This is a genomic window from Candidatus Eisenbacteria bacterium, assembly GCA_030017955.1.
Classification (GTDB): domain Bacteria; phylum Eisenbacteria; class RBG-16-71-46; order JASEGR01; family JASEGR01; genus JASEGR01.
This window is the reverse complement of record JASEGR010000012.1, coordinates 21,448-47,451: the sequence shown is the minus strand read 5'-3', so window position 1 is coordinate 47,451 and position 26,004 is coordinate 21,448. Positions and strand designations below refer to the sequence as shown.

Below are 26,004 nucleotides of genomic sequence, written 5' to 3'. Positions count from 1 at the left end.
GGCGAGAAGCCCCTATGAAAGTGTCGTGTCCGGGGACAAAGACATAGACAAGGAACTTCCGGGACACGACACTAGACTCTTCTAAGCTTTTCCCTTGTGCCTTCGAAAAGACGGACCCCGCCCCTCCGGCAAAAGAGCAAAGAATTCCCCCTTAGGCCGTTTCCATCAATTGAAACGGCCGGGCGGAACTGCTCAACATCTATTTTTGTTCTACGTCCTCACGAATCCAAAAATCAGAACTGCTCAATCATCTGTATAGAGCTTTCACCACTCCCCATGTCGGAGCTTCAGCAGAGACGGGACCTACGTACGTTAGCTTTACCGCATCTGCAACCACAAACTGGGCTGGACACACCGTGCAACGGGAACGCGTGTAACACTTGCCGTTCGAAGTGTTTGAAACCTTGATGTAGCCTGAAGTGCCTGCATAGAACTCCATCCGGCAAAGGAAAACCCACTGGTTACAGTTCTTGGGTGTACACTTGGATGTCTTCTGATCCGAAACAAACGTGACATCGCTCATCCCGTGTACCTTGAAAGTAACGTTTAGTGCGTTGGCGCCCAACCCGTTTGGGCCATCCTTCCAATCACCCCAAGCCGCATACACGTCGTAGATGCCTTCAGATGGAATATTAGGTCTGAAAGTGGCGTAGGCACTGGGGTCATCGGTAACTCTTGAACCGCTGGCACAGGTGGTGAGAACTGTCTTGGAGACACTTTGCTGCCAGAGTCCGGATTCCTGGTAGACTGTGGGGTCGCAGCCGGCATTGATGATGATGTCAGTGGCCGCCTCCACGCCAGAAACTGAAAAAAGCACGAACAGCAATAAAAAAAGAGCCTTCTTGAAGAGAAACATATTCTCTCCTTTCCCCCCAAAGGCCCTATGCGTACGCGGAAAATAATAGCGCACTTCCCCTTCAAAGTCAAGGAAAAGCTAGCTGGTCGAGAATTGTCGAGTAGGAGTCTAGGCTAGGCGCCCCCTTTCGGTTACCAGCAACTCTTTGATAGACATTACCTTACAAGTACGAACTTTTCGGTCTTGTGGCCGAAATCCGTCTCCAATTCTGCAAAATATACACCGCTGGGAAGCCTTCGCCCTTCGACAAACCTCGTGTCGAGCTTGTAGATGGCGACACCAGCAACTAAGGTGCCTTCTTCAAGCTTTCCGAGGCTCCTTCCCATCGAGTCAAAAAGACGGACAGTGAACTTTTTGCCTTGAAGGGGGGCTCCGTTCAGACGAGCAGGTGCCCGGATCTCAAGGTGAATCTCGCCGCCGGACACTGAGGGCCAAAGTCTGAGGGACAGTCCCCGGCTGTAACCGAGATTCCCTTTCAGATCGATAACGAGAGCCGCCGACATTGACTCGTTGCCCGCCGCATCGACCAGGGCGAGTCGGTATTCCAGAAGCCCGCCCTCTCCCTCAATCTCGTCAAGATATTCATATTCCTTTGAGTTTTTTCCGACGCGTGCCACCTGCCTGAACGCAATGTCGCCCGCCCCCTTTCTGTAAAGATTGAAACAAACAAGGTTGTCGAGCGAATTCACCCTCCATTTGAGCAGCGTCCCTTTCTCATCGCGCTCAGCGACGAAATGTACAAGATTCACCGGTGATGTGTCGCTGAGAAGCAAGGTCGCGTCATCATGATCTCCGACGAACACGTTTCTTCCTGGTCCGCTGGAAAGGTACGCGGCCCATCCCGGTGTATCAAACCTTGCAGTCAGGGAAGGCGACCGAGGCAGAGACAGACTGTACTCGCACACTCCGTCGGTGCCTCCGGCAACATATAGAAAAGAATCTTTGACCAGGACATCCAGAGCTTCTTGCACGTCAAGCAGAGTTCCGGCTAAACTTGGAGACGCGGGGTTCGCAACATTGATGATTAGAACGCCCCCTGCACCGTTTGCAAGATATGCAAAGCTGTCAACCACCGCTACTCCCTGCGTTGTCTCCCAATCCTTTCTGAATCTGCCGACAATCGTTGGATTGAGTGAATCGGCGATATCGAGAACAGTCAAGGTGCTGTCTCCACAGGCAAGGTAGGCGAAGTGCCCTGAGATACTCATGCTGTAAACGGATCCGGGGATGTTCACCCTCTTCAGAACGCTGGGGGAGGATGGATCTTCAACGCTCACAACTGCCACCCCGCTGTCGCCAAGCGCGATGAAGGCAAGCTTGCGGAGCAGCGCTATCTGCTGAGCAGGTCTTCCCGCAAGAATTCTTGCCGAAGGAGTGGGGGATGAAGGAGTAGTAATATCCACCGAATAGACACCGCTGTCCCCGCAGGCCGCAAGGGCGAAGTTAGTGGCAATCCCGGAGGCCGAAAGACCGAAACCACCAAGAATTCTTGTGTGAAAAGTTGTTCCGGGAAGGCTCAGCGAGCCGATGACTTGCGGCTGGGCGGGCGAACCGACTCCGCAAAGCTTCAAGCCGCCTTGCCCATAAGCTGCACACAGCATATCTCCGGACCAGTCGGCCGAGTGAACTTTCCCGGTCACCGCGTACCTCCCGGTTTGAGCCGGAAGCGAGGGGTCCGAGACATCGAAGACATACAAGCCGTCTTCTCCGTCCGCCAGTATGACTTTCTGGGGAAACAGAGCAACCGAATAAGCCCGGCCGGCAGTTGAGGCCTCACCCAACTTAGAGAGCGACGAGGGATTCTCCCCGGATATGACCTTGAGCCCGCCCCCTTGTCCGCATGCGGCAAAGGCCTTTCTCCCCATGAGCCTAAGATTAACAACATTTCCGAGAGATCCAAGAGTGTCCTGGGACAGAATCAGTTGGGGGTTACTCACGTTGACAACCTCTACGCCGGCATATCCATTTGCAAGAAAAGCGTAGCCGTCAACTATGTCAACGCACCATGTGAAGTAGGATGGGGTGGACGGGACGTATTTCCCGAGAAAAGCCGGGTCCGCCGGATTTGACACATTCATTACCCAGAGCCCGCCGGTTCCACAGGCGAGAAAAACTTTCCCCGGCGCCGGCCTCACAGAGCTCACGAAGCTCACTCCATCGTTTGCCCTCGGATTATAGATTCCCCTGAAGATAGGCGGGCCGGACGGCATGATCTTGGCGATCTCAAATCCTTTCTCGCCGAGCGAAAGAAAAAGTACGCTGTCGAGGACGGCTACTGAAAAGATTCTTCCCGCCGCCGCATAGGCCGTCAGCTCCAAGGGATTCTGCGGATCACTTACATCTTCTATCTTGAGTAGACTATCCCCATCCGCAACGTAGGCCAAATTGCCGAAGATGCAAACTGACGATGCGGTGCCTCGCGTAGGAAACCCGCCGAGAAAAACGGGGTCCCCGGAAAGGGGAACTGAAAAGATGAGAACTCCCCACCCATTCGCAACATAGATTTTTCCTGCAAGTGAGTCACCCTGAACATCGACGCAGTCGCCAGATACAAGGAAGCTGGAGCTCATAGAAAGCCCGCTAATGGTGGGCGGCAAGTGACGGTACGATGTCTGGGAAAAGGAAAGAGAGGGAAGAATGATGAATGCCAGAATGGCTGCACATTTCTTTTTCATTTCAAGAGTCCTCCATCATATGAATTTCAGGAAGAAACGCCAAATCACTTCCCACACATTGGTCCAGCGGGAGCTTCACGTTCCCGCAATCAGGCAGTGCTGCCTGAAAGATTAGCATAATTGTCTCACACCCAGGGCTCTACTGCAATTCCGAAGAAGGCCTTACGATGTACAAGACATCTGTCCTCGCTCTTACAGGGAGGTGGATTCATGCCGGGCGGATCCACAGGCCGCCCATTCACAGCTTGCTTTTCCGTGACGTTGTTCATAAGATTGTGCAACTACTTTTGCGGCAGGACGGATCTAATTGGCATATACAATGCCGGCAGGCGGGTCTGCCAAGGAAGGCTTAGCTGAGAAATGATTGAACGAAGATCAAGTCTCTTCCGGTACTTCTCGCTTATTATATTCTCCATCCCCTTTTCCATCCTCGTATCATCTCCCCGGGCGTTCCCTCAGGAACCTCACCGCTCCGGTGGACTGTTCATTCAAGGGGAAGATAGTTCAATCCTCGCCCGGCTAAGCGGTCTTCTGGCGGATTCGATATTCCAGGAGGATAGAACCACCTCTCTTTCAAGTGTTGGACTCCGGGTGACCAACTTCGGTATATTCGGCAACAACTTGGCGACGAGAGCCCCTTCAATGGAATATCCTCTCGGTTCGGGAATAGAACATCTTGTAAGAGCCGGCCTCTGGGTCGGCGGTTTCAACACCGATATCGGAGAGACTCTCGTTACTGCCGGGACATTCGATGGCTACTGGCTCGGACCTCTGAATTCAACCACAGAGTTCACCCCTGTCCCGCACACGACGCTCCTCGAAAGATCCACTCTTCCGGGCAGCAAGTATTACGATCCCGTCCACGCGATTTCTGAGCAGGATTTTGTGGCAAGGTACAGCGATTCTCCCAGTTTCGTGAAAAGCGTCGGCGAAGCCCACCGGTCTCTTGGTATTGAGGTTACCCAGGAAACCTATGCCTGGAGTTTTGAACCGTCGGATGCCTTTATCATGGTGAGATTCTTCATAAAGAATGTCTGTGGCCCGGGATGCTATCTGAAGAACGTCTATGTTGGGCTTTATTCTCAATTCGCTTCAGGGTGGAAAGGAGCCTTTCCGACCTGGCCGCCGTCGGGTTGGTTCAGGAAGACAGACATCGACTACCTCGCCGAGAGAAATCTGTTTATGGAACATCATTACCTTTCTGAAAGAGGAGATGCCGCCACAAGCTGGGCGGGGCTGCAGCTTCTGACGCGGACGTCGAGTCCCACTTCAGACACGACGCAGCAGGTTTCATTCAACTGGTGGCAATGGGATCCCAACGGGGCAGTGATCATGCCCGACAGGCAAAGATACAGCCTCATATCCAATGGTGAAATCGACGGAACGACCGGCGTTGAGGCTCAAATGCTCGGACCTGACGGAAACCAGTATTCCCCATGCGGGGTCCTGACAGTTGGTCCGTTTCAGGAGATAGCGCCTGATTCAATGATTGTTCTGAGCTTCGCATTCGTCGCGGGCGACAACAATGATGATCTTATCAAAAACGCAAAATGGGCGCTTGAGGTGGCAAGATCCGGGTTCGTCACTTATACGCCGCCGCCTTCTCCACGCATGAAAGTTATTCCTCAGAAAGGACAGGTAACGGTCAGATGGGACGATTCGCCTGAGAGTTACGTCGATCCGAAATCCCACAGGACTGATTTTGAGGGTTACAGGATTTACATAAGCGAGGATAATCTGAATTTCAATCTCGTAAAGGAACTGGATATCGCAGCCGACACGATCGGGTACAACTCTGGATTGCTTGAGGCCGAAGGTGACCCCGTCGTGATCGACGGTGTGCCCTACAAATACCGGCTTGTTCTAACGAATCTCAAGGATGGGTTCAAGTACTGGGTGGGCACAACCGCTTTTGACACCGGCGAGGTTGACAGCTCGGGCAAACAAATGGTCGAAAGCAAAGAGAGCGGGCTTGCATTCAACAGGACAATGGTTATTCCCGGCCCGCCGGAAAGACTGTCACGCGTATCCGTTTTCCCCAATCCATACCGGGGCAGGGCGGTCTGGGATGGCTCTCTTTCGAGGGATAAGTACATTTGGTTTGTGAATGTCCCAAGGAGGGCGCTCATAAACATCTACAGCCTGGCGGGAGACCTTATCGATACGATTGATTTCGATTCCGGAAGTTACGCAGCCGGTAACGCAAGGGGAGTAATAAATCCGGGTGGGGAAGTTCCGCGGGCCGGTGAGGCGGGCGCCCCCGAGCTTTCCGGAACCATGTGTGCCTGGGACCTCATCACCAAGCACGATCAAGCTGTCGCTTCCGGACTCTACATATTCTCGGTGAAAAATCTTGAGACAGGTGAGGTCGAAATGGGGAAGTTTCTTGTCATAAAATAAGGAGGAGAAAGTAATGCTCTCGGCTAAGGAGGCAGACTCCTTTGGAAGCAGTTTGCGTGTACCGCCTCACAGAACGCTTTTCTCGACACCGTTAGCTGTTCTTGTTTTCCTGACTCTGATCCTCAATGCGAGTATCCCCGTTTTCGCTCCGGGACGATGTGAATCAGCCCCGGACAAACACAAACTAATGCCTCTGAATCCTGATGTCGTCGAATACTATTCGAGTCGCGGTCTCAAGGTCCCCTACGCGCAGACAGAGGCCTCTTTCACCTTGGCTCCGGGTTCCCGCGTAAACCGGATGGAGAGGCCGACCCGGCTTAACAAATCAGGTTCTACTACACTCAAAGCACTCGTCATCCTTGTCGAGTTTTTGTCGGCCCCGCCCGGAGGTCCGACCAGCCGGTACTCACCCGGGGTCTTCGACAGCATGCTCTTCGGCACGACCTACATACGTGGAGGAGCTGACACCACCATAAATCGCACACTGAAGAACTTCTACCAAGAGGTCTCCTACGGCACGGTTGATATAGTCACGCTGAATGCTCCCAGCACTGTCGGATGGATCACAGTATCGAATCCGTACACTTACTACTGTGAGGCTGACGGTACGCACGACCATGGTTTTGGACCCGAAGCAAGAAGCGTCCGAGGGCTTGTAGCCGATGCGTGCACTGCTGCCGATTCGTACGTGGATTTCTCAAAATATGCAGTCGGCGGGGTTGTGGAGAATCTCTTCATAGTTCATGCAGGGACTGGTGCAGAATGGAGTGGTGACCCTGCCGTCATCTGGTCCCACCAGTGGAATATTGGTGATTGGGGCGGGACCGGCCTGTACCTGGATGGAGTCAGGATAGACAGCTATTCTATGGAGCCTGAGTGTGGTGGTAACACGACCGGCTATGGTGGTCCTGTCAGCGGCCCCTTTCTTCCGACCGTGGGTGTGTACGCCCACGAGTTTGGCCACGTGCTCGGCCTCCCTGATGAGTATGACTACGGATCTGAATCGTGGGGCACTGGCCGCTTCAGTCTCATGGCAGGAGGAAGCTGGAATCGCAGTCCAGATCTTCTGGAGTGCAATGGAAATTCGCCGGCTCACCCCAGTGCCTGGGGAGTTGCGAGGCTCGGACTCGTTACACCGACAACCGTGACCGGCGCAGAAAACGGTTTTCGACTTCCGCCAATCGAAACCAACGGTACGATGCTGAAAGTAGAACAGTACGGTTCAGGAGGAAAGGAATACTGGCTCTTCGAGAATCGTCAGCAGATCGGATTCGATGAGGGATTCACAATGATGACTCAGGATGCTCACGGGCTTCTCATCTACCACGTGGACGAGAACATTCTCGGCAGATTCTACTGGCGTCCGAACGAGGCAGAATGCGTATTGGGCGGCCAGTATTACGGGAACATGAACTGCAACTGTGCCACTCTTCCGCCAAATCCTTCGACCGGGGAAAAGTGGTATGGAATCTCAGTCGAGCAGGCAGACGGCCTGTACGAGCTTGAGCTCAAGACCTCGAGGGGAAATGCGGGAGACTTCTACTCCTCGGTGACCGGTAAAACCGTTTTTGATCCCTCATCAACTCCAAACACGAGTTCCTACTATGGGTGCACCAAACTCATTGCCGCACGGAACATCTCAGAAGCTGGCGACACGATAACGCTCGATGTCACTGCCGATGTCGTTCCGCCATCGGTTACAGTGACAATCCCTAATGGCGGCGAGACGTGGATCAGAGGGAGCTATCAGGACATTGCATGGAATGCTACGGACAACATAAGCATCCGCTCGGTAAACATCCTGGTTTCCACCGACGGGGGAGCGACCTATCCCGACACCGTTGTTTCAAATCAGCCCAATGACGGGATCTACTCGTGGCTGGTCCCGGACCTGCCGTCTGAGCAGTGCCGGATAAAAGTCATTGCCTTGGATGCCGGTTTGAACACGACGGAAGATGCAAGTGACTCGGTATTCCGGATAAACCCGCAGGACCAAAGTTCATTTGTCAAGGCACTGGGAGGCAGCGACGACGACTTGGGGTTCTCAATCATCCAGGCATCCAATGGGGGACTCGTTGTGACAGGCGAGACCAAAAGTTATGGAGCAGGCGGCAATGACCTTCTGCTCATGAAGCTTGATTCTTCCGGTAATCATCTCTGGACGAGTGTCCTTGGCGGAAGCAGCGAGGATTATGGCTCTTCAGTCACTCAGACATCCGATGGCGGGTTCGCGGTCACGGGAGGAACCAACAGCCTCGGATCCGGCGACTACGATGTTCTCATTGCGAAGTTCGATTCTGCCGGTACCCATCTCTGGACCCAGACCCTTGGCGATATGTATGAGGACTATGGGTCCTGCATCATTGAGACATCCGACAGCTGCCTGGTCGTGACAGGAACGACCGGCGGCTACGGGGCAAGCAGCAATGACCTCTTGCTTGTGAAGCTTGATTCCTTGGGCAATATTCTTTGGACGAGGGTGCTTGGCGGAAATACTGAGGATTATGGCTTCTCTGTAGTTGAGACATCCGACAAGGGATTTGTCGTGACCGGAAAGACCAACAGCTTCGGCGCCGGCGGCAGCGACATCCTCCTCACAAAGTTCGATTCTGCAGGTAATCATCTCTGGACAAAAGTGTTCGGCGGGAGTTACGACGAATATGGTTCTTCTCTCGTCAAGGCGTCTGATGAAGGGTTCGTTGTAACCGGAAGGACCAATAGTTACGGAGACGGTGATTATGATCTCCTTGTGGCGAGTTTCGATTCGACCGGTAGTCATTCCTGGACGAGAACAGTTGGCGGTGTTTATGAAGATTATGGTTCCTCTGTGGTTGTGGCCTCCGGCGGGCTGGTGATGGCAGGCGGGACGTACAGCTACGGCGTCGGCTACCGTGATCTCCTGCTTACGAAATTTGATTTGGACGGCAATCACGTTTGGACGAGGGCGCTCGGCGGTACGAGCGAGGACTTCGGCTCTTCCCTGGCTGCGATGACCGATGACGGATTTGCCGTGGCAGGAGGAACTGGAAGCTACGGGACTGGCGGCTCCAACGTGCTTCTCCCAAAGTTTGATGGTCAGGGGACAAGCTGCAGCGGCGTCACACTGATATCTCCCAGCATCACGTCTCCAACACCAACGACAAGTTCTCCACCAGTGAGCGTCAATACCGGTTCGCTGACTCTGGCAGTTCAGACTCCAGCCGTTCTGTCTCCGACGCCAACGACGACGACTGTATGCGAAACTGAGACCGGGATTGAAAAAAGGCGGGACCTTGTTATTCAGCATCCAATACTTCCCTTCCACGCCAGGGTATCAAACCCTGCCTCATCCAGTATTCGGGCCCTTCTCACCGTGCCCAAGACAACAGTGCTCAAAATCGCCGTCTATGATGCGGCAGGCCGGAAGATTGGCCGGAGCCTTGTGTTTAATGACGTGAGAGCGGGGACTCATACCTTCCAGATACCTTCTTCCCGCCTTAAGAGCGGCGTGTATTTTGTCCTGTTTGAGGCAGGCGGCGCCAAAGAAGTTGTGAAGGTGGTCAAGATCAAGTAAGGTAAAGGCGCATCGCATAACCAGGAGGTGTTGTAATGGAATTTCATTGTCGCCGGAGGATATTCTTTCCTCTTTTCTTGGTATTGTTGGGTTTGCTTCTACTTCTTGACAATCTGGGGACACTTGATTTTGGGAACGTTGTCTCCACCTGGTGGCCCAGCATTCTAATCCTGATAGGCCTGAGCAAGTTGTTTGGCGACCGGTCTCGCGGTTCGAGTTTTGCCATCATCCTTATTCTTCTCGGGCTTTTTCTCCAGCTTGATCAATTTGGAGTCGTGAATTTGAGTTCAGTCTATCATCTCTGGCCCATTATTCTTATAGTGCTTGGCATCACCATGCTGTACAGGCGTCTGGGCGGAAGACACGGGAATACGGGCTCCTCATTCAGTTCGGATGTAATTGGTGTTACAGCATTTTTCGGTGGAGTGGAAGGCAGTGTCACTTCCACAGAGTTTAAAGGTGGCGATATTACGGCAATGTTTGGCGGAGCAAAACTCGATCTCACGAAGGCCCAGCTTGCCCAGGATGCGCATCTTGATGTCACGACGTGTTGTGGAGGTGTTGAACTCTTCATCCCTGAAGACTGGAATCTGATTGTCAAGGTAACGCCCCTCCTTGGCAGTGTGTCGGACAAGAGAAGAAAAAGCGGTTCAGCCGGGACTTCCGGGCAGAAAACTCTCAAAATTTCCGGGACAGTGATTATGGGCGGCATCGATATCAAGAGCTGATGCCGTACACGGGAATGAAGATATCAGACACCACTCTGTGTTCGACGAACATACAAAACTAATGAACAAAATGGTCTCATGAGGTTCACAATCTCATCATTTTGCCAACTCATTTTTCTGTCATTCATTCTGGTCCTTATCTCATCTTGCGGGCGGACCGGAAATCGCGGAGCGATAAAAGCATCCGGTACAATTGAGGCCACTGAGGTGAATGTGGCCTCCAAAGTTGGCGCTCAGGTGAACGAGTTTCGCCTCGAAGAGGGAAGTGCAGTCAAAGAGGGCGATACACTTGCCGTCATTGACCACTCAACGCTTGATTTCCAACTCAGGCAGGCTGAGGCGAACGCCGACGTTGCCGATGCACAGCTCAAGCTCCTTGTCAGCGGGTCGCGGTCCGAAGACATCGAGCAGGCCCAGGAGAATCTCAAGCAGGCAGAAGCAAATCTTGGGATTGCTAAAGATGATCTGGACCGGGTGCACGAACTGTTCGAGACGAAAGTTGCCACACAGAGAGAAAAAGACAATGCAGAAGCGCGCTACACAGTTGCTCTTGCTCAATACAATTCCTCAAGGCATGGTTTGAGGAAGGTGAAACAGTTGGCGCGGCCCGAGGAAATCCGTGCAGCGGAAGCCCGGCTCGCTCAGGCAAGGGCCTCGGCTGACCTTCTTAAGAAAACTATTTCAGACTGTCACATCACTGCGCCGGTCCCCGGTATTCTCATCCACAAAGCCGTTGAGGTGGGCGAGCTCGTGGGGCAAGGAGCGACTGTCGCGACGATTTCGAAGCTCAGCAACGTGGACTTGATGATTTATGTGAACGAAACCGAACTCGGTAGGGTGAAACTGGGCAGTGAAGCGCAGGTACGGACTGACACTGACCCCAAAAGGATATTCCGTGGGAAAGTTGTTTACATTTCTCCGGTTGCCGAGTTCACGCCGAAGAACGTGCAGACGAAGGAAGACAGAGTGAAGCTTGTTTTTGGCGTGAAGATTGCAATAGACAATCCGGACGGCGCACTCAAACCCGGCATGCCCGCAGATGCCGCCATCAAGGTAGTCAAGATCTCCTCGCACTGAGGAAAAGTATGTGTCTTGATTCTCTCCGCCCTGCTTTTCCCATCAAAACGAAAAGTCCAGATGACTGATGTCGTGATTGAAATCGAAGGCCTCACAAAACGGCTTGGTGAGATTGAGGCGGTCAATAATCTGAACCTGACCGTGAACCGTGGGGAGATGTTTTCAATTGTAGGTCCGGACGGTGCCGGTAAGACGACGACGATGCGGATGCTCTGCGGGATTGCCCGGCCGACTTCCGGCAACGTGAAGATACTCGGATACGACTTACGCAAGGATTTGGAAGAAATCAAGAAACACATCGGCTATCTTTCGCAGAGATTCAGTCTCTACGGTGACCTGACGATCGATGAGAACATCGAGTTCTTTGCTGAAATCCATGAAGTCGGGGACTACAAGAGGCGCCGCGAGGAGTTGCTTGAGTTCACCCGGCTTACTCCGTTTCGCACGCGGCTCAGCGACAAGCTCTCCGGCGGAATGAAACAGAAACTTGCGCTTGCTTGCACGCTCATACACACGCCCCAGATCATCTTCCTGGATGAACCGACGACCGGCGTTGATCCGGTTTCCCGCCGGGACTTCTGGAAGATTCTCTCGAACCTGCTGAAGACCGGGATAACGATTGTGATGACGACACCGTATCTTGATGAGGCCGAGCGGTGCACGCGAGTCGGACTGATGAACAAGGGAAGTCTGATGATGGCTGACACGCCGCACAACATAAAGAAGTTGATGAAAGGAACAATTATCGAGGTCGTGTGCAGCGAAATCAGGAGAGCGTCTGCGGCAATCAAGCAACTGCCGGGAGCAAGCGAAGTTCAGGTCTTTGGCGACAGGCTGAATGTTGTCGTTCAGGACAAGGACCGGGACCTTCCTGTGATGCTGGACAAGCTGAGAAACGAAGGCATCGAGATAACTAACTGGCGCGTCATCCAACCGTCACTGGAAAATATCTTCATCTCGCTGCTGAAAAATAGAAAATAGTGACAGGCACCTATTTTGGCACCTATTTTCGTGTGCAATTTTTTCCTTTTTTGAAAATAGGTGACTGTCACTATTTTATTCTGCTCCGAGGGCTTTTTTGTACTTTGCCTGCGCGATGAGATGATCGGCCAGCGCCTGGAGGTAGCTGATCCGGGCATACGTCAGGGCCAGTTCCGCATCCATCTCCTCGAGGCTCGTGATCATTCCCTGCAAATACTGGATCTTGGCTATCCGCAGACCCTCTTTTGATTGCTTGATGTTCTCTTCCTGCGAAAGAATTCTCTCCGTGGCAAGATCTAGGCTGTTCACAGCGTCCCTCACCTCCAACTTTATCGCCTCTGTCAGGTCCTTTCTGCCAAGCTCGAGCTGTCTTAAACCTGATTGTGCCTGGCTGACCTGAGATTTCGTGGTGAAGCCGTCAAAGAGAGGCAGGTTCAGGGCGATAGTGAAGTTCCAGTCTGTATCCCATCTTTGCACGCCGTAGAACGGGTTCTCGTAAGCATAGTTGATCAGGCCCACCAGAGCGGGCTTGTTCCCTGCCTTGGCGATTGACAATCCTGAGCGGGTTATGTTCTCTTGAATCGCCAGCGATCTAAGTTCGGGTCTCCTGGAAAGGACTTCCTGGGTTGCGGTTTCCACATCTGTTTCCATGGGCTTGAATGAAAGTTCGCCTTCGAGCTCAACCTCGGTCTCTTGCGTCAGACCCAGGACTAGCTTGAAGGCGCGAAGAGCCATATCGTATGTCTGTTTTGCCTCAAGAACAGTAGGTTTTGCGTTAGCCAGTTGAACCTTCGCCCTCAGCAGATCAAACTCCGAGGCCTCTCCTGCCTTGTACCTCAACTCCACCGCCCTGAGATGCTCTTCGATATTCTTCAGAGACTCTTCTCTGACACTGATAAGTTCTCTTCCCAGGAGAACCGAGTAGAAGGAGCTCGTCACATCGACGGTTATCCTCTGCTTGTCTTTCCTGTAACTCTCCTCCTCCAGTTCAAGATTCCGCTTGGAAATGGAGTAGGCATTGCGAAGGCGGCCCCAGGTGAAGATGGGCTGCTGAAGAACAAGCTTGAAATTATAGTTGTCTTGAAATCCCATTGGGATTGTTCTCGTCCCAAGACCCGGCATGGAAAAGACGAAACTCGGCACTACGCCCAAATAAGTGTAACTCCCCTGCAACGAAAGTCTCGGGTAGAAACCTGCCCTGGCCTCAGATATCTTGAACTGTGAAGTCAAGATCTTCTCCTTCTGCGCCAAACGGCCCCTGTTGTTCTTGTACGCAGTGTCGAGACTCTTTTCGAGGTTAAGAGTGAGTTTCTCCTGGGAGAAAGCAGGAGAAACCATCAAGGCGAAAAGAAGAGAAAAAAGCACAAGCCTTAAACGGCTCCTAAACATAGTTCCTCCGAGATTCTATCCTCCGATTTTTATGTTTCGCTTCAAGAATTCGCCAAAGTCGTCCACTATCACATAAGTTACCGGGACCACGATCAGAGTCAGAAGCGTCGAAGTGATAAGTCCACCTATGACGGCAATTCCCAATCCCTGTCTCCATTCTGCTCCCTCGCCCATTCCCAGTGCTGTGGGGAACATTCCCATGATCATGGCCGCCGAAGTCATAAGAATCGGACGCAGTCTGACCGGTCCTGCTTTGAGAATCGCTTCCTCCCTCGGAAGTCCTCTCTTCCTCAGTGTAATGGCGTAGTCAACGAGCAGAATTGAATTCTTCGTCACGATTCCCATCAAGAGAATCATTCCCACCATTGTCATCATGTTTATTGACTTGCCGGTCAGGTATGTTGCCAGCAGGGCACCGACAATTGCCAGAGGCAAGGCAAGCATGATCGTGAACGGGTGCAGAAAGGAGTTAAACTGAGAGCCGAGCACTATGAATATGAAGACGACTCCCAGAATCATGACCAGAATCATGTTGGTGAACATGTCCCCCATCATCTCAGCCTCACCTCTTTGTTCAATCTCGTAACCCGTAGGAAGGGAAAGGTCAGCCAGCTTCCTGTTCAAGTCCCGCGTTATTTCGCTCAGGGGACGTCCGGCGATATTTGCAGTCACTGTAGCCATTCTCTGTCTATTCTGTCTTGTGATCTGGGTCGGCCCGCTTCCTTCACTCAAGGTAGTTATGCTCTTAATAGGAACGGTCACCCCCAGCTGACTTGGAATGTCAATTGAGGATATGTCCAAAGGGTTATTCTTCTGTTCAGGCGGCATGATCACTCTTACGTCGATCTCCTTTTCACCCTGCCTGAATTTTGTGGCGACGTTTCCGTCAACCAGGGCGCGTAGGGTCGAAGCAACCTGCATTGTTGAGATGCCTAAACGGCTCGCTTTCTCTCGATTCACGACCACTCTCATCTCGGGCTTGCCTTCACGAACCGAGCGGTCAGGATCGACAATGCCCGGGATTCCTTCGACGATGTCCAAAAGTTCTGCTGAGAGTCTGTCCAGGACCCGAATCTCAGGACCCTTTATGTAAAGCTCAATCTCGTACCCGACTTCGCCCTCGAACATCCCGATCAACTGAATCTTGGATTTCAGACCCGGTAGTTCTGCCAGTCTTTCACGCACTGCGTTCTCGACTTCTGCGGTCTCTCTCTTTCTCAGGGCCAACGGAACCAGTTCAACTCTGATGCTTCCTTTGTTGGATGCGCCCACGTCTGTCCCGATTGTCGTAAAGAGAGAGTGAACTTCGGGATACGTGCGGAGAATCTTCTCGACCTCACTCACGGCTTTTTCCGTGGCCTGAATGGAGGTGCCGATCGGAGTCTCTACGCCGACCCTGAACTCCCCTCTGTCACCGGTTGGCATGAACTCTTTCCCGAGGAAGGAGGTCAAGCTGATGCTCAGCACGAAGAGCACTGTGGCGGAGAAGATTATCAGAAACTTGTGATGCAAGGACCACGCAAGAGTCTTTCCGTAAGCTTTGTTGAGATTTTGAAAAAACCGGCCCAGAGGGGCAAACAACTTATCGAGAAATGTCTTCTTCTCAGTTTTCTTTTTTGCCAGAACTTTTGCTGAAAGCATGGGAGCCATCGTGAAGGAGTCCCACAGAGAATACAGGACTGCAAAAACCACGGTGAAGGAAAAGGCTCTGAAGAACTTCCCGACGATTCCGCCCATGTAGGCCACCGGCACGAAAACCGCAATAATGGTGAAGGTGCACGCCATAACTGCCAGCCCCACCTCCTCGGTGCCGAATTTGGAAGCCTCCTCGGGGTCCATCCCCTCCTCCACATGCCTGAAGATATTCTCCCGGACGACAATCGCATCATCAATTAAGATGCCCACGCACAAAGACAGACCCATGAGGGTCATCATGTTTATTGTGTAGCCAAACGCCTGCATCAGGATGAATGTGGCGAGTATTGAGGTGGGTATGGCCAGGGCGGCGATTATTGTACTTCTGATATTCCCAAGAAAGATGAATATGACCAGTGTGGCGAAGAGAGCGCCGAGATAGAGCGTCCACATCGTATCGGTCACTGCCCTGCGGATGTACTTGGACTGATCAGAGGCGACTTGGATGGTGATGCCGGCGGGCAGCTCTTTCCCCAGTTTTTCTATCGTTTTCTTGAGCCGGGAGCACACTTTGACCGTGTTCCCGCCTGACTGCTTGTACACGATGAACGAGACTGAGGGTTTTCCATCAAGCTTCGTAATTTCTCTCAATTCTTTGAACGTATCCTTTACAGTGGCGACATCTTTAAGGTGAAGCGAAGTTCCTCCGCCATTAGCCAGGGGAATTTCGCCGATCTCCGGCACATTCTGGAACTCGCCGGTAAACCTCAAGACAAGCTCCTGGGGCTGAATCTCCACTCGACCGCCCGGGAGGTTGAGGTTTTCGCCGGCCAGAGCCCCGATTATTTGCTGAACTGAAAGGTGGTACGCACTGAGTTTCCTTCTATCTACCTCTACTCTAATTTCTCTTTCAAGCCCCCCAACCAAGCTTACTTGAGCTACTTCTTCTGTTTGCTGGATTCGGTTCTTGACCTTGTCCTCGGCCAGAGTTCTTAGTTCGTCGAGAGGAAGATCGCCTCCCAGCGAGAAAATCATGACGGGAGTAGCCGAGACATCAAACTTTGCTATTGTCGGTTCCTCCATGTCGCGGGGAAGCTGCGAGCGCATCTCTGCTATTTTCTCCCTTACATCAGAGTCGGCATCCCTGACCTTTACTCCTATTTCAAACTCAAGAACAATCTGGGAGAAACCCTCGGCACTTGTCGAGTACATGTTCTTCAGTCTGTTGAGGGAGCTCATCGCCTCTTCAATCGGTTTCGTAACCTGGTTTTCAATTTCCTGAGCCCCTGCTCCGGGATAAACGGCGGTAATTGCTATGTAAGGGAACTCGACGTTTGGCAACAAATCGATGCCGATTCGGGAGTAGGAGACCAATCCCAGGACCAGAATTGCAAGAACCTGCATCACTATGAATACAGGTCTGCGAATAGCCAGATTAGGCAGGAACATTAGCTTCCCTCTCCTTTGACAACTCTTACTTTGTCCCCCGGCTTGAGTTGAGACTGCCCTGAAGTAACCAGACTGTCCTTCGGACTCACCCCGCTCTTTATGTAAGTCAGATTCCTATCGGTGAAACCGGTTTCGAGCTGCCTCTCCTGCGCTTTGCCATTCACAACTACGTAGACCTTCTGCTTATTTCCTTCGGTCAGGATGGTGTACCTGGGGATGAACACAAGATTCTGAGTTTCGCCGAGAATGAGGTCGATATCCGGAAACATCCCTGGTCTCAAAAGATGATTCCGGTTCGGCATGGTTATCTCGGCGCTTGCAGTCCGTGTTAGATTATTCAATGTGGGACTCACGAGAGTAACAGCTCCATAGAACTCCCTATCCGGATAGGCATCCACCCGGATCCTGGCTTTCTGACCCAACCTGATCCTTGGAAGGTCCTGTTCCAGAACTTGGATCACAATCTTCACCGAGTCCATGTTCAGAATCTGCGCCAACGGAGTGCCCATCGCCGGGCCTTGTGATGCGGAGCCGACCTCTGCTCCCTTGTCCACAAGCACCTTCCCGACTACTCCATCCACGGGAGATATTGTTTCGGCCAATTCGAATTCCAGACCGGGTATGTCCCGGTCGATCAAGGCGACCACTTGATTCTTCCTTACCATCGACCCTTCCCGTATCTTCATTTCTGCGACCTTGCCCGATACCCTTGGATAGATCAGCACCTCCTCGATACTCTTGATCTCGCCCGTGTAGTTAAGGACCGGGGTGTAGGGCGATCGCTGCACAAGCTGCACTTCCACGGGAATGACTCTCTCGGTCACCTGGGTGACTGGAGCTTTCTTATGTCTGAAAGCCATCATCATGACGAACACGACTAGTGCGATGACCAGGATGACTACCAGGACTCCGACTAATTTTTTCATCTTCTCTCCTTACATCTTTTCTTTGTCGCTTGCGCGGCCTGCGGAACCGACAGGATCCCGCTAAGAAAGATTTCCTCTATTACAGAAACTTCTTTTCTGATAGGATATCTTTTTCTGGACGTAAGCCATTTGTATAGAAGCGAGTTTATGATGCCGAATAGTGCATGAGCTGCACTTTCCACATCGATCTTCTTGAAGTACCCATCCCTGATTCCTTTCTCCAGGACATCAGTCAAATGATTGATGAGGGACATATGTTTCTTCATCAACCGGTGAGGCGAGGACTTGATCTCTGTCCGCATCCTGTCCTGGACGATGATCCTGTAGAAATCCCGGTGTTTTTCAAAGAACAGTAGATAGGTCACGAGAGCAGTCTTGACCTTGTCCACGTAGCCGTGAGCGGCGGATACCGCCTCATTCATTTCATCTGCGAGACTGGTCAGTCCCCATTCAAGCGTGGAAAAGAACAAGTTTTCTTTGCTCCCGAAGTGACGATAAACAGTCCCTTTTCCGAGGCCGGCCAGCCTGGCAATATCCTCAACCTCGGTGTCTTGATAGCCATATTTCGAGAAAACCCTCATCGACGCTGCGAGGATCTTCTTTTTTCTTTCGGCAGCGAGCCTGGCCTTGCCTTGCCTCTTGAACATTCAGCGTCTCCTCAATTATGAGATTGGACGGACTAGTCCGTCCATAATACTGCAACAAAAACATCTTGTCAAGGATTTTCTAAAGCTCTAACTTAGGTACACCAAATAGAATTCGGGGACACATCACCTAATTCAATTTGCTCTAGACCCCTTTCGGGGACGATTCTGAGTTGCAGGCGGATCCAGAGATGTTCTTGAACGGACATCTCGAAGAGCAGCTCGCCGGGGAGCACCGGAGGCCCGAGGAACGCATGGCCGAGAACGCTATCGAAGCCGAGAACCTGACGAGGAAGTTCGGCAGATTTACCGCAGTTGACAACATCAGTTTCAACGTCGAGGTGGGCCAGATCTTCGGCTTTCTTGGCGCAAACGGTGCGGGCAAGTCAACTACTATCAGGATGCTTTGCGGCCTTCTCAATTCCACTTCCGGGACTGCCCGGGTCGCCGGATATGACATCAATACTAATCCCGAGGAAGTGAAGAGAAACATCGGCTATATGTCCCAGAGGTTCTCCCTCTATGAAGATCTGACGGTGAGGGAAAACATCACATTTTTTGGGGGTGTGTATGGTCTGTCCGGAGATCAAATCAAAGAACGGGCGGAATGGGTGCTCGAAATGGCCGGATTGAGAGGAAGAGAAGAAAGTCTCGGCAAAGAGCTCGCCGTCGGCTGGAAACAGCGCCTCGGATTGGGCTGCGCCATCCTGCACAGGCCCAGGATCATTTTTCTTGATGAGCCCACGGGCGGCGTCGATCCCATCTCGCGCCGGAACTTCTGGGAGCTGATCAACGAACTCTCCCAAGGCGGGGCAACGGTCTTCGTCACCACGCACTACCTGGATGAAGCAGAGTATTGCAACAAGATTATGCTAATCCACTCCGGGAGGCTTGTTGCGGGCGGGACTCCACAGGAACTCAAAATAAAGCATATCCGGAACCCGATACTGGAAGTTGAATGCGACAGAATAATCGAGGCAATGGAGATTCTTCAAAAAGAGACGTGGGTGCTAGAGACATCTGTGTTCTCAACATATCTCCATGTGAGCGTGGAAGACGAAGAAAGCGGAAGAGCCAACACGCAGCGACTCCTTTCCGGAAACAATATCGCTGTGAAACGAATTGATAGGATCGTTCCCTCGCTTGAAGACGTGTTCATACATCTGATCGAGGGCGCAGGAGACCTATCCTCTTTGGGGAGAGGGTAGGGTGAGGGGGCGGTATTCCTCCTCTCCCCCAGGGGAGAGGATTGAGGTGAGGGGCCAAACATGTTCAGGCGAATAAAGCCCATAGTAGTAAAGGAATTCAGGCAGGTGGCTCGGGACAAACGGACGCTTGGGGTCCTATTGTTCATTCCCGCCTTCATGCTTGTGATGTTTGGTTATGCCCTGAATTTCGATGTCAAACACATACCGATGGCCGTGTACGACGAAGACAGAAGCAAGACCAGCCGTGACTTTGCGAGCAGCTTCGTCCACTCGGAGTACTTTGATCTCAAGTACCATCTGAAGAGTACGCGGGAAATTGATGACCTCATGGGGGACGAGAAGATCAAGGTGGCCCTTGTGATCCCGCGGGATTTCTCAAAGCAGCTGCTTGCAGGCAGGGATGCCGTTGTCCAGGTCATAATTGATGGCGCCAACTCGAACACGGCAAGTACTGCCGTAGGGTACGTCAGTGCCGTTGTACAGAGCTACTCAACTAACATTTTGACATCTTCGCTGTTGCGCATTGGACATGCCGGGTTCTCCATGCCGATAGATTACCGGCCCAGAGTCTGGTATAACCCCGAGCTCAAGAGCGAGAAATTCCTTGTTCCGGGATTGATCGCATTCATTTTGATGGTGATCGCCGTCATTTCGACCTCGCTCTCTGTTGTTCGGGAGACAGAGAGAGGCACCATGGAGCAGATCGTCGTCTCTCCAATAAAGCCGACTGAGTTCATTATTGGAAAAACAATCCCGTACGTAGTGATTTCCCTGCTCGCAACAGTCGCAATCCTTGCCGCCGGTTCAGTCCTCTTCGGCGTCAGTGTCAAGGGAAGCTACATTCTGCTCTTTGTCGTGACGCTAGTCTTCCTGATGGCAGGCCTCGGACTTGGACTTCTTATTTCAACAATCGCGGAAACACAGCAGTTGGCTTTTATGCTTGCCGTCATAATGACCATGCTTCCAACGTTCATCCTGTCGGGGTTCGTCTTCCCCATAAGAAACATGCCAATTCCCATTCAAGCCATAACCTATCTGGTACCTGCAAGATATTTCCTGGCTGCATTGAGAGGTATCGTATTGAAAGGCGTTGGACTACCAGAGTTGTGGTCCCAACTTGTCTTTCTGTTGGTATTTGCAGCGCTGGCGATTGGCGCAAGCTCGGTCAGGATGAGGAGAGTAAGAGTTTAGGTGAGCGGCAGGACGAGAGCCCGGATGCCTGGGTGCCGAAGCTTATGAAGACTATTCGTCACATAATCAGGAAGGAGTTCATACAACTGCGGCGTGACCGGCGCATGTTTTTTGTTGTCTTCTTCGCACCCGTCTTTCAGCTCTTCATACTCGGCTACGCAGTGAACCTTGATGTCAGGGATATCCCGACGCTCGTCTGTGACAACGACAATACTAAGACAAGCAGGGGGTTCCTTTCGGAGTTCAGTAACTCCGGGTACTTCAGGCTGACCGCCTACGTGAACAGGATTGAGGATATCGACCGCTATCTGGACAACGGGAAAGCATCGGTAGCAATAGTCATTCCGCGTGGCTTTGGCGATAAGGTAATTGCCGGGAAGCCGGCACAGGTCCAGGTCATCGCGGATGGTTCAGAGACCACCACCGGGACAATTGGCTTGAGCTATGCTTCGATGATTGTGGCGGGATATTCGCGGGACATCGTGAGTCAACAGTTTGAATGGCTCAGGGGGCGCGGACAGAAGCTTTCTGCAATAAGCCCCGAATTGCGCATCTGGTACAACCCTGAATTGCGGAGCCGGAATTTTATGATTCCCGGAGTTCTTGCCCTGATTCTCATGGTAATGACAATGATGCTGACCTCTCTCGCCGTTGTCAAAGAAAAGGAAACCGGGACAATGGAGCAATTGATTGTGACGCCAATCAGACCCCGGGAATTAATAATAGGAAAGCTTGCGCCGTTCACGATCATTGGATTCATTGACGTTATTCTGGTGGTGCTCGTGACTACCTTCTGGTTCCATATCCCGATCAAAGGAAGCGTACCTTTACTCTTCGGTCTATGCGCCATCTTCCTGATGACGACGCTTGGTCTGGGCCTTCTCGTGTCAACGGTTTCTAGGACCCAGCAGCAGGCAATGATGACAGCAATTTTCTTCGTCATGCTGCCAATGATGTTTCTTTCGGGATTCGTCTTCCCCATCGAAAACATGCCCAGGATTATTCAGTTTATTACATACCTGCTTCCGCTCAGGTATTTCTTTGTGATCATAAGAGGGCTCTTCTTAAAAGGCGTCGGCATCGTGGAGCTCTGGGATGAAGCCGTTGCTCTTCTCATCCTGGGGACAATTATTTTTTCCATGAGCGTCCTGAGATTCAGGAAAAAGTTGGGGTAAGGGGCTACCTGGGGCTGCACACTGCTGTCGCGGGCGGAAAGAAGAGCGGACGGGACTTGCTCTCCTAAGTGGCTTCAGCTACGAGAAGTTTCTTCTCAAACAGGAAGAGCTGAATGCCTTCGAAGAAAGATTCTTCCTTAAGAACAAAAAGCTCTCTGAACAGTGTCTCTATTCTCCTGTCCGGGTCGCAGGTCCAAAGCCGTGATGTCACCAGCCAAATCCGTTTCTTGCCCGCGGTTCTTTCCTCAATAAGACCCATGAGTCTCTTCTGATCACTCATCACTTCCGGGTAAATCGGAGACAAAGGGAAGCCGGATCCGCAATAGTAGATAAGCGGCTCGAATGTACCTTCGGCAAAGACGATATCGTCCGGATGAAAATCAGCTTTGAGCTTGTTGGCCGCGGATCTGAAATCTTCTTTGCCGTGGCGGGGAACCTGGTAGTAGTTCCAAAGGGAAAGGCCCATTGTGGCGGCAATCAGGACCGCCAGAATGGGGCGGATGAAAAGAGGTTTTATCCTGCGAACACCTTCTGCAACTAATGCGAGATAGGCAGGGAATGCCACCATCACATACCTGGGATTGAATGGCTTGAAGTTCTTTATTGCGAAGAATGAGACAAAAACAGCGGGCACTAGAATCCACAGGAGAAGGGCAAGCAGAAGCCGCCTTCGCTTTCTCAAAGACACGATCCCGGCCACTGATGCAACCGAAAAACCCAGTGCGGCTGCAAGCAAGACAGGAAGGTAGTGCCTGAATGCTGAGAAGCCAACAGACTCGTGCAGCTCCCTCAGTGAAGGCCCGAGGGTGTAACCAATCGAAAAATTGTAGAAAGTGTAGGGAATTGCAAGCGGTGTAAAAGTGGTCTCGCCCCGCAGCATCTCGCTTTCCAAATAGGGCGCGGTTCTGACCAGTCTATGAAATTCCACTCTCCCGATCATTCCCCAAATCCATGGAATGAGAAGAAGCGCTATGAACACGTTGGCGAAAACAAGATTCCGGAAAGAGAGTTTTCTCGGCAGCAGAAAGAACAGGATATTTTCCACAATAAGAAGAAACGTCGTGCTCATATTCGAGAGGAATGCCGCAAAAGTGAATAGAACATACTTCGCGAAAGTGCCTTTTCCGGGTTCCTGGAGCAGAGAAAGAAAACTGTCAACGGACAGTGTTGAGAAGAAAATGAGCATGCTGTAATTGCGCACTTCCTGCCCGTACCAGATGTGAAACGGGGAAATGACAAGTATCGTGAGAGCGACTAGAGCTGTTTCCCTGCCGACGAGCTTCAGGAGAAGTCTGTAGATTGCGAATATGGAAAGGACGCTGAAGACTGCCGACGGCAGCCGGAGAGCGAATTCGCTTGTTCCGGCGATCCTTGTCCACAGGAAAAGGACTACTGAATGAAGCGCACCATGCACGTTGTCAAAGATGTCGATGAGGTGAAGTGGAAATGTGATTCCGCTTGCATGAAGCGTGAGCATCTCGTCAACCCAGATACTTTGGCTTGAGATGCGATAGAGTCTAAGGAGAAGAGCGAGAAGAAGAGCAGCTGCGATGTACCCCCAATGAGGAGACTTTTCCTCGCAGGGCGCGGTTAGATTGGAATCAAGATTGCGCATCTTGGAAGGTTGGTAGCGGGGGCTGGATTTGAACCAGCGACCTTTGGGTTATGCTTGCCACTACAGCTTTCGCTGTCTGGGCGAACCAGTTTGTGGTCTGGACTTTCCCTTCACCCTCGGCCGTTGACGTCGCCGATAGGGTGCCTGCCGTCAAGTCTCTACACCTTCTCCGTTGGTCTTACGACTTTCAGAGCTTGGCTCGGGGTTACCCCGCCAGGGGCTTCCCCGACTTTGACAGGTCGTCGCGCACGAGTTTCTTCGCGCGCAGCCCATGCAGAGTCAGATTCAACGTATCACGCTGATTGGCGGAAAGCGAATTCACAGCTGACTCTGCGGATTGAGCCCAACGAGCTACCAGACTGCTCCACCCCGCACCGATAGTTAAGCTAGCATCTGTGCGATACCGGTGTCAACCTGAAAAGACAGCGGGAGTTTGCTGGACAAGAAAGAGGGGTGCCTACTTGCTGTTCTGCATTCTGTAGATTATCTCGCCCTTTTTGGCGAGTCCGAAGTCTTCCCTTGCTACTTTTTCGATGTAAAAGGGGTCCTTCTGCATGAGCTTTGACTGGAGCTCAAGCTCCTTGAGTTTCCCTCTCAACTCCGCTTCTCTCTTTTCGAGCCGGGCTTTTTCTCTGTGGAGGGTGATGATCTTTATGATTCCGTGGCGGCCTCCGATAAAAATGTAGCCGACCCAGAGTACGAGAAAAATAATAATAAGCCTTCGCGCTCGTGACTGACCAGGATACGTCGGTTTCCTGTAGCGATAGAGCTTTCTTGAGGCGATTCTCTCAGCGGTGCTCATTGGAACTCTCTGTGCCCCATCACCATCTACCCTCTCCCCCAGGGGAGAGGAGAAATAGGGGCAGCTATTTTGCGGGACGCCTTCCCCTCTTCAGCGCATCCCAGCCCCTGTATTCCGCGACTTCGCCAAGCTCTTCCTCGATCCTCAAGAGTCTGTTGTACTTCGCAGTCCTGTCCGTTCTCGAAGCTGAGCCCGTCTTTATGAGACCGGCATTCACAGCGACCGCGACATCGGCAAGCGTGGTATCTTCTGTCTCCCCTGAGCGATGTGAAATTACAGTCGTATATCCTGCCCGTTTCGCTATCTCGATAACGTCAAGCGTTTCCGTGAGAGTGCCGATCTGATTGAGCTTGATGAGAATCGAGTTTGCAACGCCCTGCTTGATTCCCTTCTTCAGCCGCTCGGGGTTGGTCACGAAAATATCATCGCCAACTATCTGGACTCTCTTGCCGAGCCTCTCATTCATCTTCTCCCATCCGCTCCAGTCATCTTCTGCAAGCCCATCCTCGATAGACACAATTGGAAATTTGTTTATGAGCTTTTCATAGAAATCAATGAGGCCCTCGGAACTGAACGTCTTCTTTTCTCCGGGGAAGATATACCTGGGCTTTCTGTACAGTGCGCTTGGCGCAACATCCAGTCCAAGTGCCACTTCGTCACCGGTCTTGTAACCGGCCTTGTCAATCGCATCGCATATAAGATAAAGGACTTCCTCGGTATTCTTAAGTCGCGGAGCGAATCCGCCTTCATCTCCGACCGATGTCACATATCCCTTTTTCTTGAGGATTGTCTTGAGGGAATGAAAGGTTTCAACTCCTGCCCTCAAACCCTCCGAGAAGGTTTTGAAACCCAGCGGAACGATCATGAACTCCTGAACATCCAGCTTACTGTCTGCATGTGCTCCACCATTCACTATGTTCATCATCGGGACAGGAAGGACCTTCGCATTCACTCCGCCGATGTACTGATAAAGTGGAAGCTCAAGAACGTTCGCACAGGCCTTGGCAGTAGCGAGGGAGACGGCAAGTATTGCGTTTGCGCCAAGGTTTCTCTTTGATGGTGTGCCGTCCAGCTCAATCATCAGCTTGTCAATGAGATTCTGCTGAATTGCATCTTCTCCTATGAGCTGGGGTGCGATTTTTTCGATGACATTCTTGACTGCCTTGAGAACACCCTTTCCGCCGAAACGCTTGCCTCCATCGCGGAGTTCCAGCGCCTCATATTTTCCAGTCGATGCGCCTGAGGGAACAGCGGCCCTACCAGTAACACCGCCCGAGAGAGTCACTTCAACTTCAATAGTCGGATTTCCTCTAGAATCGAGAATCTCTCTGGCAAATATGAATTCAATCGTGGTCACGCTTCACCCCCGCGAAATTGGTTCAAAGAATTAAGGAAGATCGCTGAAAGAAGTATTTCTGCCGAGTCAGTCAGGGTAACGCTACTATGCTCACTGATCAGACGAATTGGATTATTGAAAAAGACCGCGGTGGAAGTCAAGGCAATTATAGGTTTGAACCCCCTCACGCTACCCTCTCCCCGGAGGGGAGAGGATGATCGGGAGTCTCACCTGTGCCCCCAGAAGGGAGAGGATGATGAGAAGATATTGTTGACCCCTCACCCTACCCTCTCCCCCACGGGGAGAGGTTAATAAAGGACCTCGCCCGTGCCTTTTATGTTGAAATAGCGAAACATGCGAAATA

The 26,004-nt window shown here is 51.9% G+C and carries 17 protein-coding genes; 8 read left to right on the top strand and 9 right to left on the bottom strand.

The window, feature by feature from the left end; genetic code table 11:
• Nucleotides 1-247: 247 nt before the first annotated feature.
• Complete coding sequence (locus QME66_03050) at nt 248-856, bottom strand: hypothetical protein (protein ID MDI6807947.1); 609 nt, start codon at nt 854-856, stop codon at nt 248-250.
• 155 nt (nt 857-1,011) lie between these two features.
• Nucleotides 1,012-3,531, bottom strand: coding sequence for a hypothetical protein (locus QME66_03045; protein MDI6807946.1), 2,520 nt, complete (start codon nt 3,529-3,531; stop codon nt 1,012-1,014).
• A 360-nt stretch (nt 3,532-3,891) separates the two neighbouring features.
• On the opposite strand from QME66_03045, the gene QME66_03040 reads away from it, so the two are divergent.
• The 5 genes from QME66_03040 to QME66_03020 all read left to right on the top strand — a co-directional run bounded on the left by QME66_03040 (nt 3,892) and on the right by QME66_03020 (nt 12,270).
• Complete coding sequence (locus tag QME66_03040; protein MDI6807945.1) at nt 3,892-5,931, top strand: hypothetical protein; 2,040 nt, start codon at nt 3,892-3,894, stop codon at nt 5,929-5,931.
• Between the two features lie 13 nt (nt 5,932-5,944).
• The gene (locus tag QME66_03035) at nt 5,945-9,484 is read left to right on the top strand and encodes a M6 family metalloprotease domain-containing protein (protein MDI6807944.1); all 3,540 of its coding nucleotides are present in this window, start codon (nt 5,945-5,947) and stop codon (nt 9,482-9,484) included.
• 35 nt (nt 9,485-9,519) lie between these two features.
• Entirely contained in the window at nt 9,520-10,212 is a 693-nt protein-coding gene (locus QME66_03030; protein MDI6807943.1) for a DUF5668 domain-containing protein, read from the top strand.
• Nucleotides 10,213-10,290: 78 nt separating this feature from the next.
• Nucleotides 10,291-11,289, top strand: coding sequence for an efflux RND transporter periplasmic adaptor subunit (locus QME66_03025; GenBank protein ID MDI6807942.1), 999 nt, complete (start codon nt 10,291-10,293; stop codon nt 11,287-11,289).
• Nucleotides 11,290-11,304: 15 nt separating this feature from the next.
• Nucleotides 11,305-12,270: an ABC transporter ATP-binding protein gene (locus tag QME66_03020; protein MDI6807941.1), complete on the top strand. Its 966-nt coding sequence runs from the start codon at nt 11,305-11,307 to the stop codon at nt 12,268-12,270.
• 75 nt (nt 12,271-12,345) lie between these two features.
• Here QME66_03020 and QME66_03015 read toward each other — a convergent pair whose 3' ends face one another.
• The 4 genes from QME66_03015 to QME66_03000 are packed head-to-tail and all read right to left on the bottom strand — an operon-like array spanning nt 12,346 to nt 18,316.
• A complete protein-coding gene (locus QME66_03015) occupies nt 12,346-13,659 on the bottom strand; it encodes a TolC family protein (GenBank protein MDI6807940.1) in 1,314 nt (437 codons plus the stop codon).
• Nucleotides 13,660-13,674: 15 nt separating this feature from the next.
• On the bottom strand, nt 13,675-16,743 hold the full coding sequence (locus QME66_03010; GenBank protein MDI6807939.1) for an efflux RND transporter permease subunit: 3,069 nt from the start codon (nt 16,741-16,743) through the stop codon (nt 13,675-13,677).
• Nucleotides 16,743-17,669, bottom strand: a complete 927-nt coding sequence (locus QME66_03005; GenBank protein ID MDI6807938.1) for an efflux RND transporter periplasmic adaptor subunit — start codon at nt 17,667-17,669, stop codon at nt 16,743-16,745. Before QME66_03005 ends, QME66_03010 begins: the two co-directional genes overlap by 1 nt.
• On the bottom strand, nt 17,666-18,316 hold the full coding sequence (locus tag QME66_03000; GenBank protein MDI6807937.1) for a TetR/AcrR family transcriptional regulator: 651 nt from the start codon (nt 18,314-18,316) through the stop codon (nt 17,666-17,668). The genes QME66_03005 and QME66_03000 overlap by 4 nt, the downstream gene beginning before the upstream one ends.
• 251 nt (nt 18,317-18,567) lie before the next feature.
• Here QME66_03000 and QME66_02995 point away from each other — a divergent pair, with 251 nt between their 5' ends.
• The 3 genes from QME66_02995 to QME66_02985 are packed head-to-tail and all read left to right on the top strand — an operon-like array spanning nt 18,568 to nt 21,887.
• Nucleotides 18,568-19,521, top strand: a complete 954-nt coding sequence (locus QME66_02995; protein ID MDI6807936.1) for an ABC transporter ATP-binding protein — start codon at nt 18,568-18,570, stop codon at nt 19,519-19,521.
• A 60-nt stretch (nt 19,522-19,581) separates the two neighbouring features.
• Nucleotides 19,582-20,712, top strand: coding sequence for an ABC transporter permease (locus QME66_02990; GenBank protein MDI6807935.1), 1,131 nt, complete (start codon nt 19,582-19,584; stop codon nt 20,710-20,712).
• Between the two features lie 32 nt (nt 20,713-20,744).
• Nucleotides 20,745-21,887, top strand: a complete 1,143-nt coding sequence (locus tag QME66_02985) for an ABC transporter permease (protein ID MDI6807934.1) — start codon at nt 20,745-20,747, stop codon at nt 21,885-21,887.
• A 64-nt stretch (nt 21,888-21,951) separates the two neighbouring features.
• On the opposite strand, the gene QME66_02980 is transcribed toward QME66_02985, so the two are convergent.
• The 3 genes from QME66_02980 to eno form a co-directional block, all read right to left on the bottom strand.
• A complete protein-coding gene (locus tag QME66_02980) occupies nt 21,952-23,502 on the bottom strand; it encodes a glycosyltransferase family 39 protein (protein MDI6807933.1) in 1,551 nt (516 codons plus the stop codon).
• A 457-nt stretch (nt 23,503-23,959) separates the two neighbouring features.
• The gene (locus tag QME66_02975) at nt 23,960-24,304 is read right to left on the bottom strand and encodes a septum formation initiator family protein (GenBank protein ID MDI6807932.1); all 345 of its coding nucleotides are present in this window, start codon (nt 24,302-24,304) and stop codon (nt 23,960-23,962) included.
• Between the two features lie 64 nt (nt 24,305-24,368).
• Nucleotides 24,369-25,661 carry a phosphopyruvate hydratase gene (gene eno / locus QME66_02970; GenBank protein MDI6807931.1) on the bottom strand — a complete coding sequence of 431 codons (1,293 nt, stop codon included), beginning with the start codon at nt 25,659-25,661 and terminating at the stop codon, nt 24,369-24,371.
• Nucleotides 25,662-26,004: the final 343 nt, after the last annotated feature.

Coding starts and splice junctions, on each gene's coding strand:
- QME66_02990 (MDI6807935.1), top strand. CDS start 19,582: ATGTTCAGGCGAATAAAGCCCATAGTAGTAAAGGAATTCAGGCAGGTG.
- QME66_02980 (MDI6807933.1), bottom strand. CDS start 23,502: ATGCGCAATCTTGATTCCAATCTAACCGCGCCCTGCGAGGAAAAGTCT.
- QME66_03015 (MDI6807940.1), bottom strand. CDS start 13,659: ATGTTTAGGAGCCGTTTAAGGCTTGTGCTTTTTTCTCTTCTTTTCGCC.
- QME66_02975 (MDI6807932.1), bottom strand. CDS start 24,304: ATGAGCACCGCTGAGAGAATCGCCTCAAGAAAGCTCTATCGCTACAGG.
- QME66_03040 (MDI6807945.1), top strand. CDS start 3,892: ATGATTGAACGAAGATCAAGTCTCTTCCGGTACTTCTCGCTTATTATA.
- QME66_02995 (MDI6807936.1), top strand. CDS start 18,568: ATGGCCGAGAACGCTATCGAAGCCGAGAACCTGACGAGGAAGTTCGGC.
- QME66_03030 (MDI6807943.1), top strand. CDS start 9,520: ATGGAATTTCATTGTCGCCGGAGGATATTCTTTCCTCTTTTCTTGGTA.
- QME66_03025 (MDI6807942.1), top strand. CDS start 10,291: ATGAGGTTCACAATCTCATCATTTTGCCAACTCATTTTTCTGTCATTC.
- QME66_03010 (MDI6807939.1), bottom strand. CDS start 16,743: ATGTTCCTGCCTAATCTGGCTATTCGCAGACCTGTATTCATAGTGATG.
- QME66_03045 (MDI6807946.1), bottom strand. CDS start 3,531: ATGAAAAAGAAATGTGCAGCCATTCTGGCATTCATCATTCTTCCCTCT.
- QME66_03035 (MDI6807944.1), top strand. CDS start 5,945: ATGCTCTCGGCTAAGGAGGCAGACTCCTTTGGAAGCAGTTTGCGTGTA.
- QME66_03050 (MDI6807947.1), bottom strand. CDS start 856: ATGTTTCTCTTCAAGAAGGCTCTTTTTTTATTGCTGTTCGTGCTTTTT.
- QME66_03000 (MDI6807937.1), bottom strand. CDS start 18,316: ATGTTCAAGAGGCAAGGCAAGGCCAGGCTCGCTGCCGAAAGAAAAAAG.
- QME66_03005 (MDI6807938.1), bottom strand. CDS start 17,669: ATGAAAAAATTAGTCGGAGTCCTGGTAGTCATCCTGGTCATCGCACTA.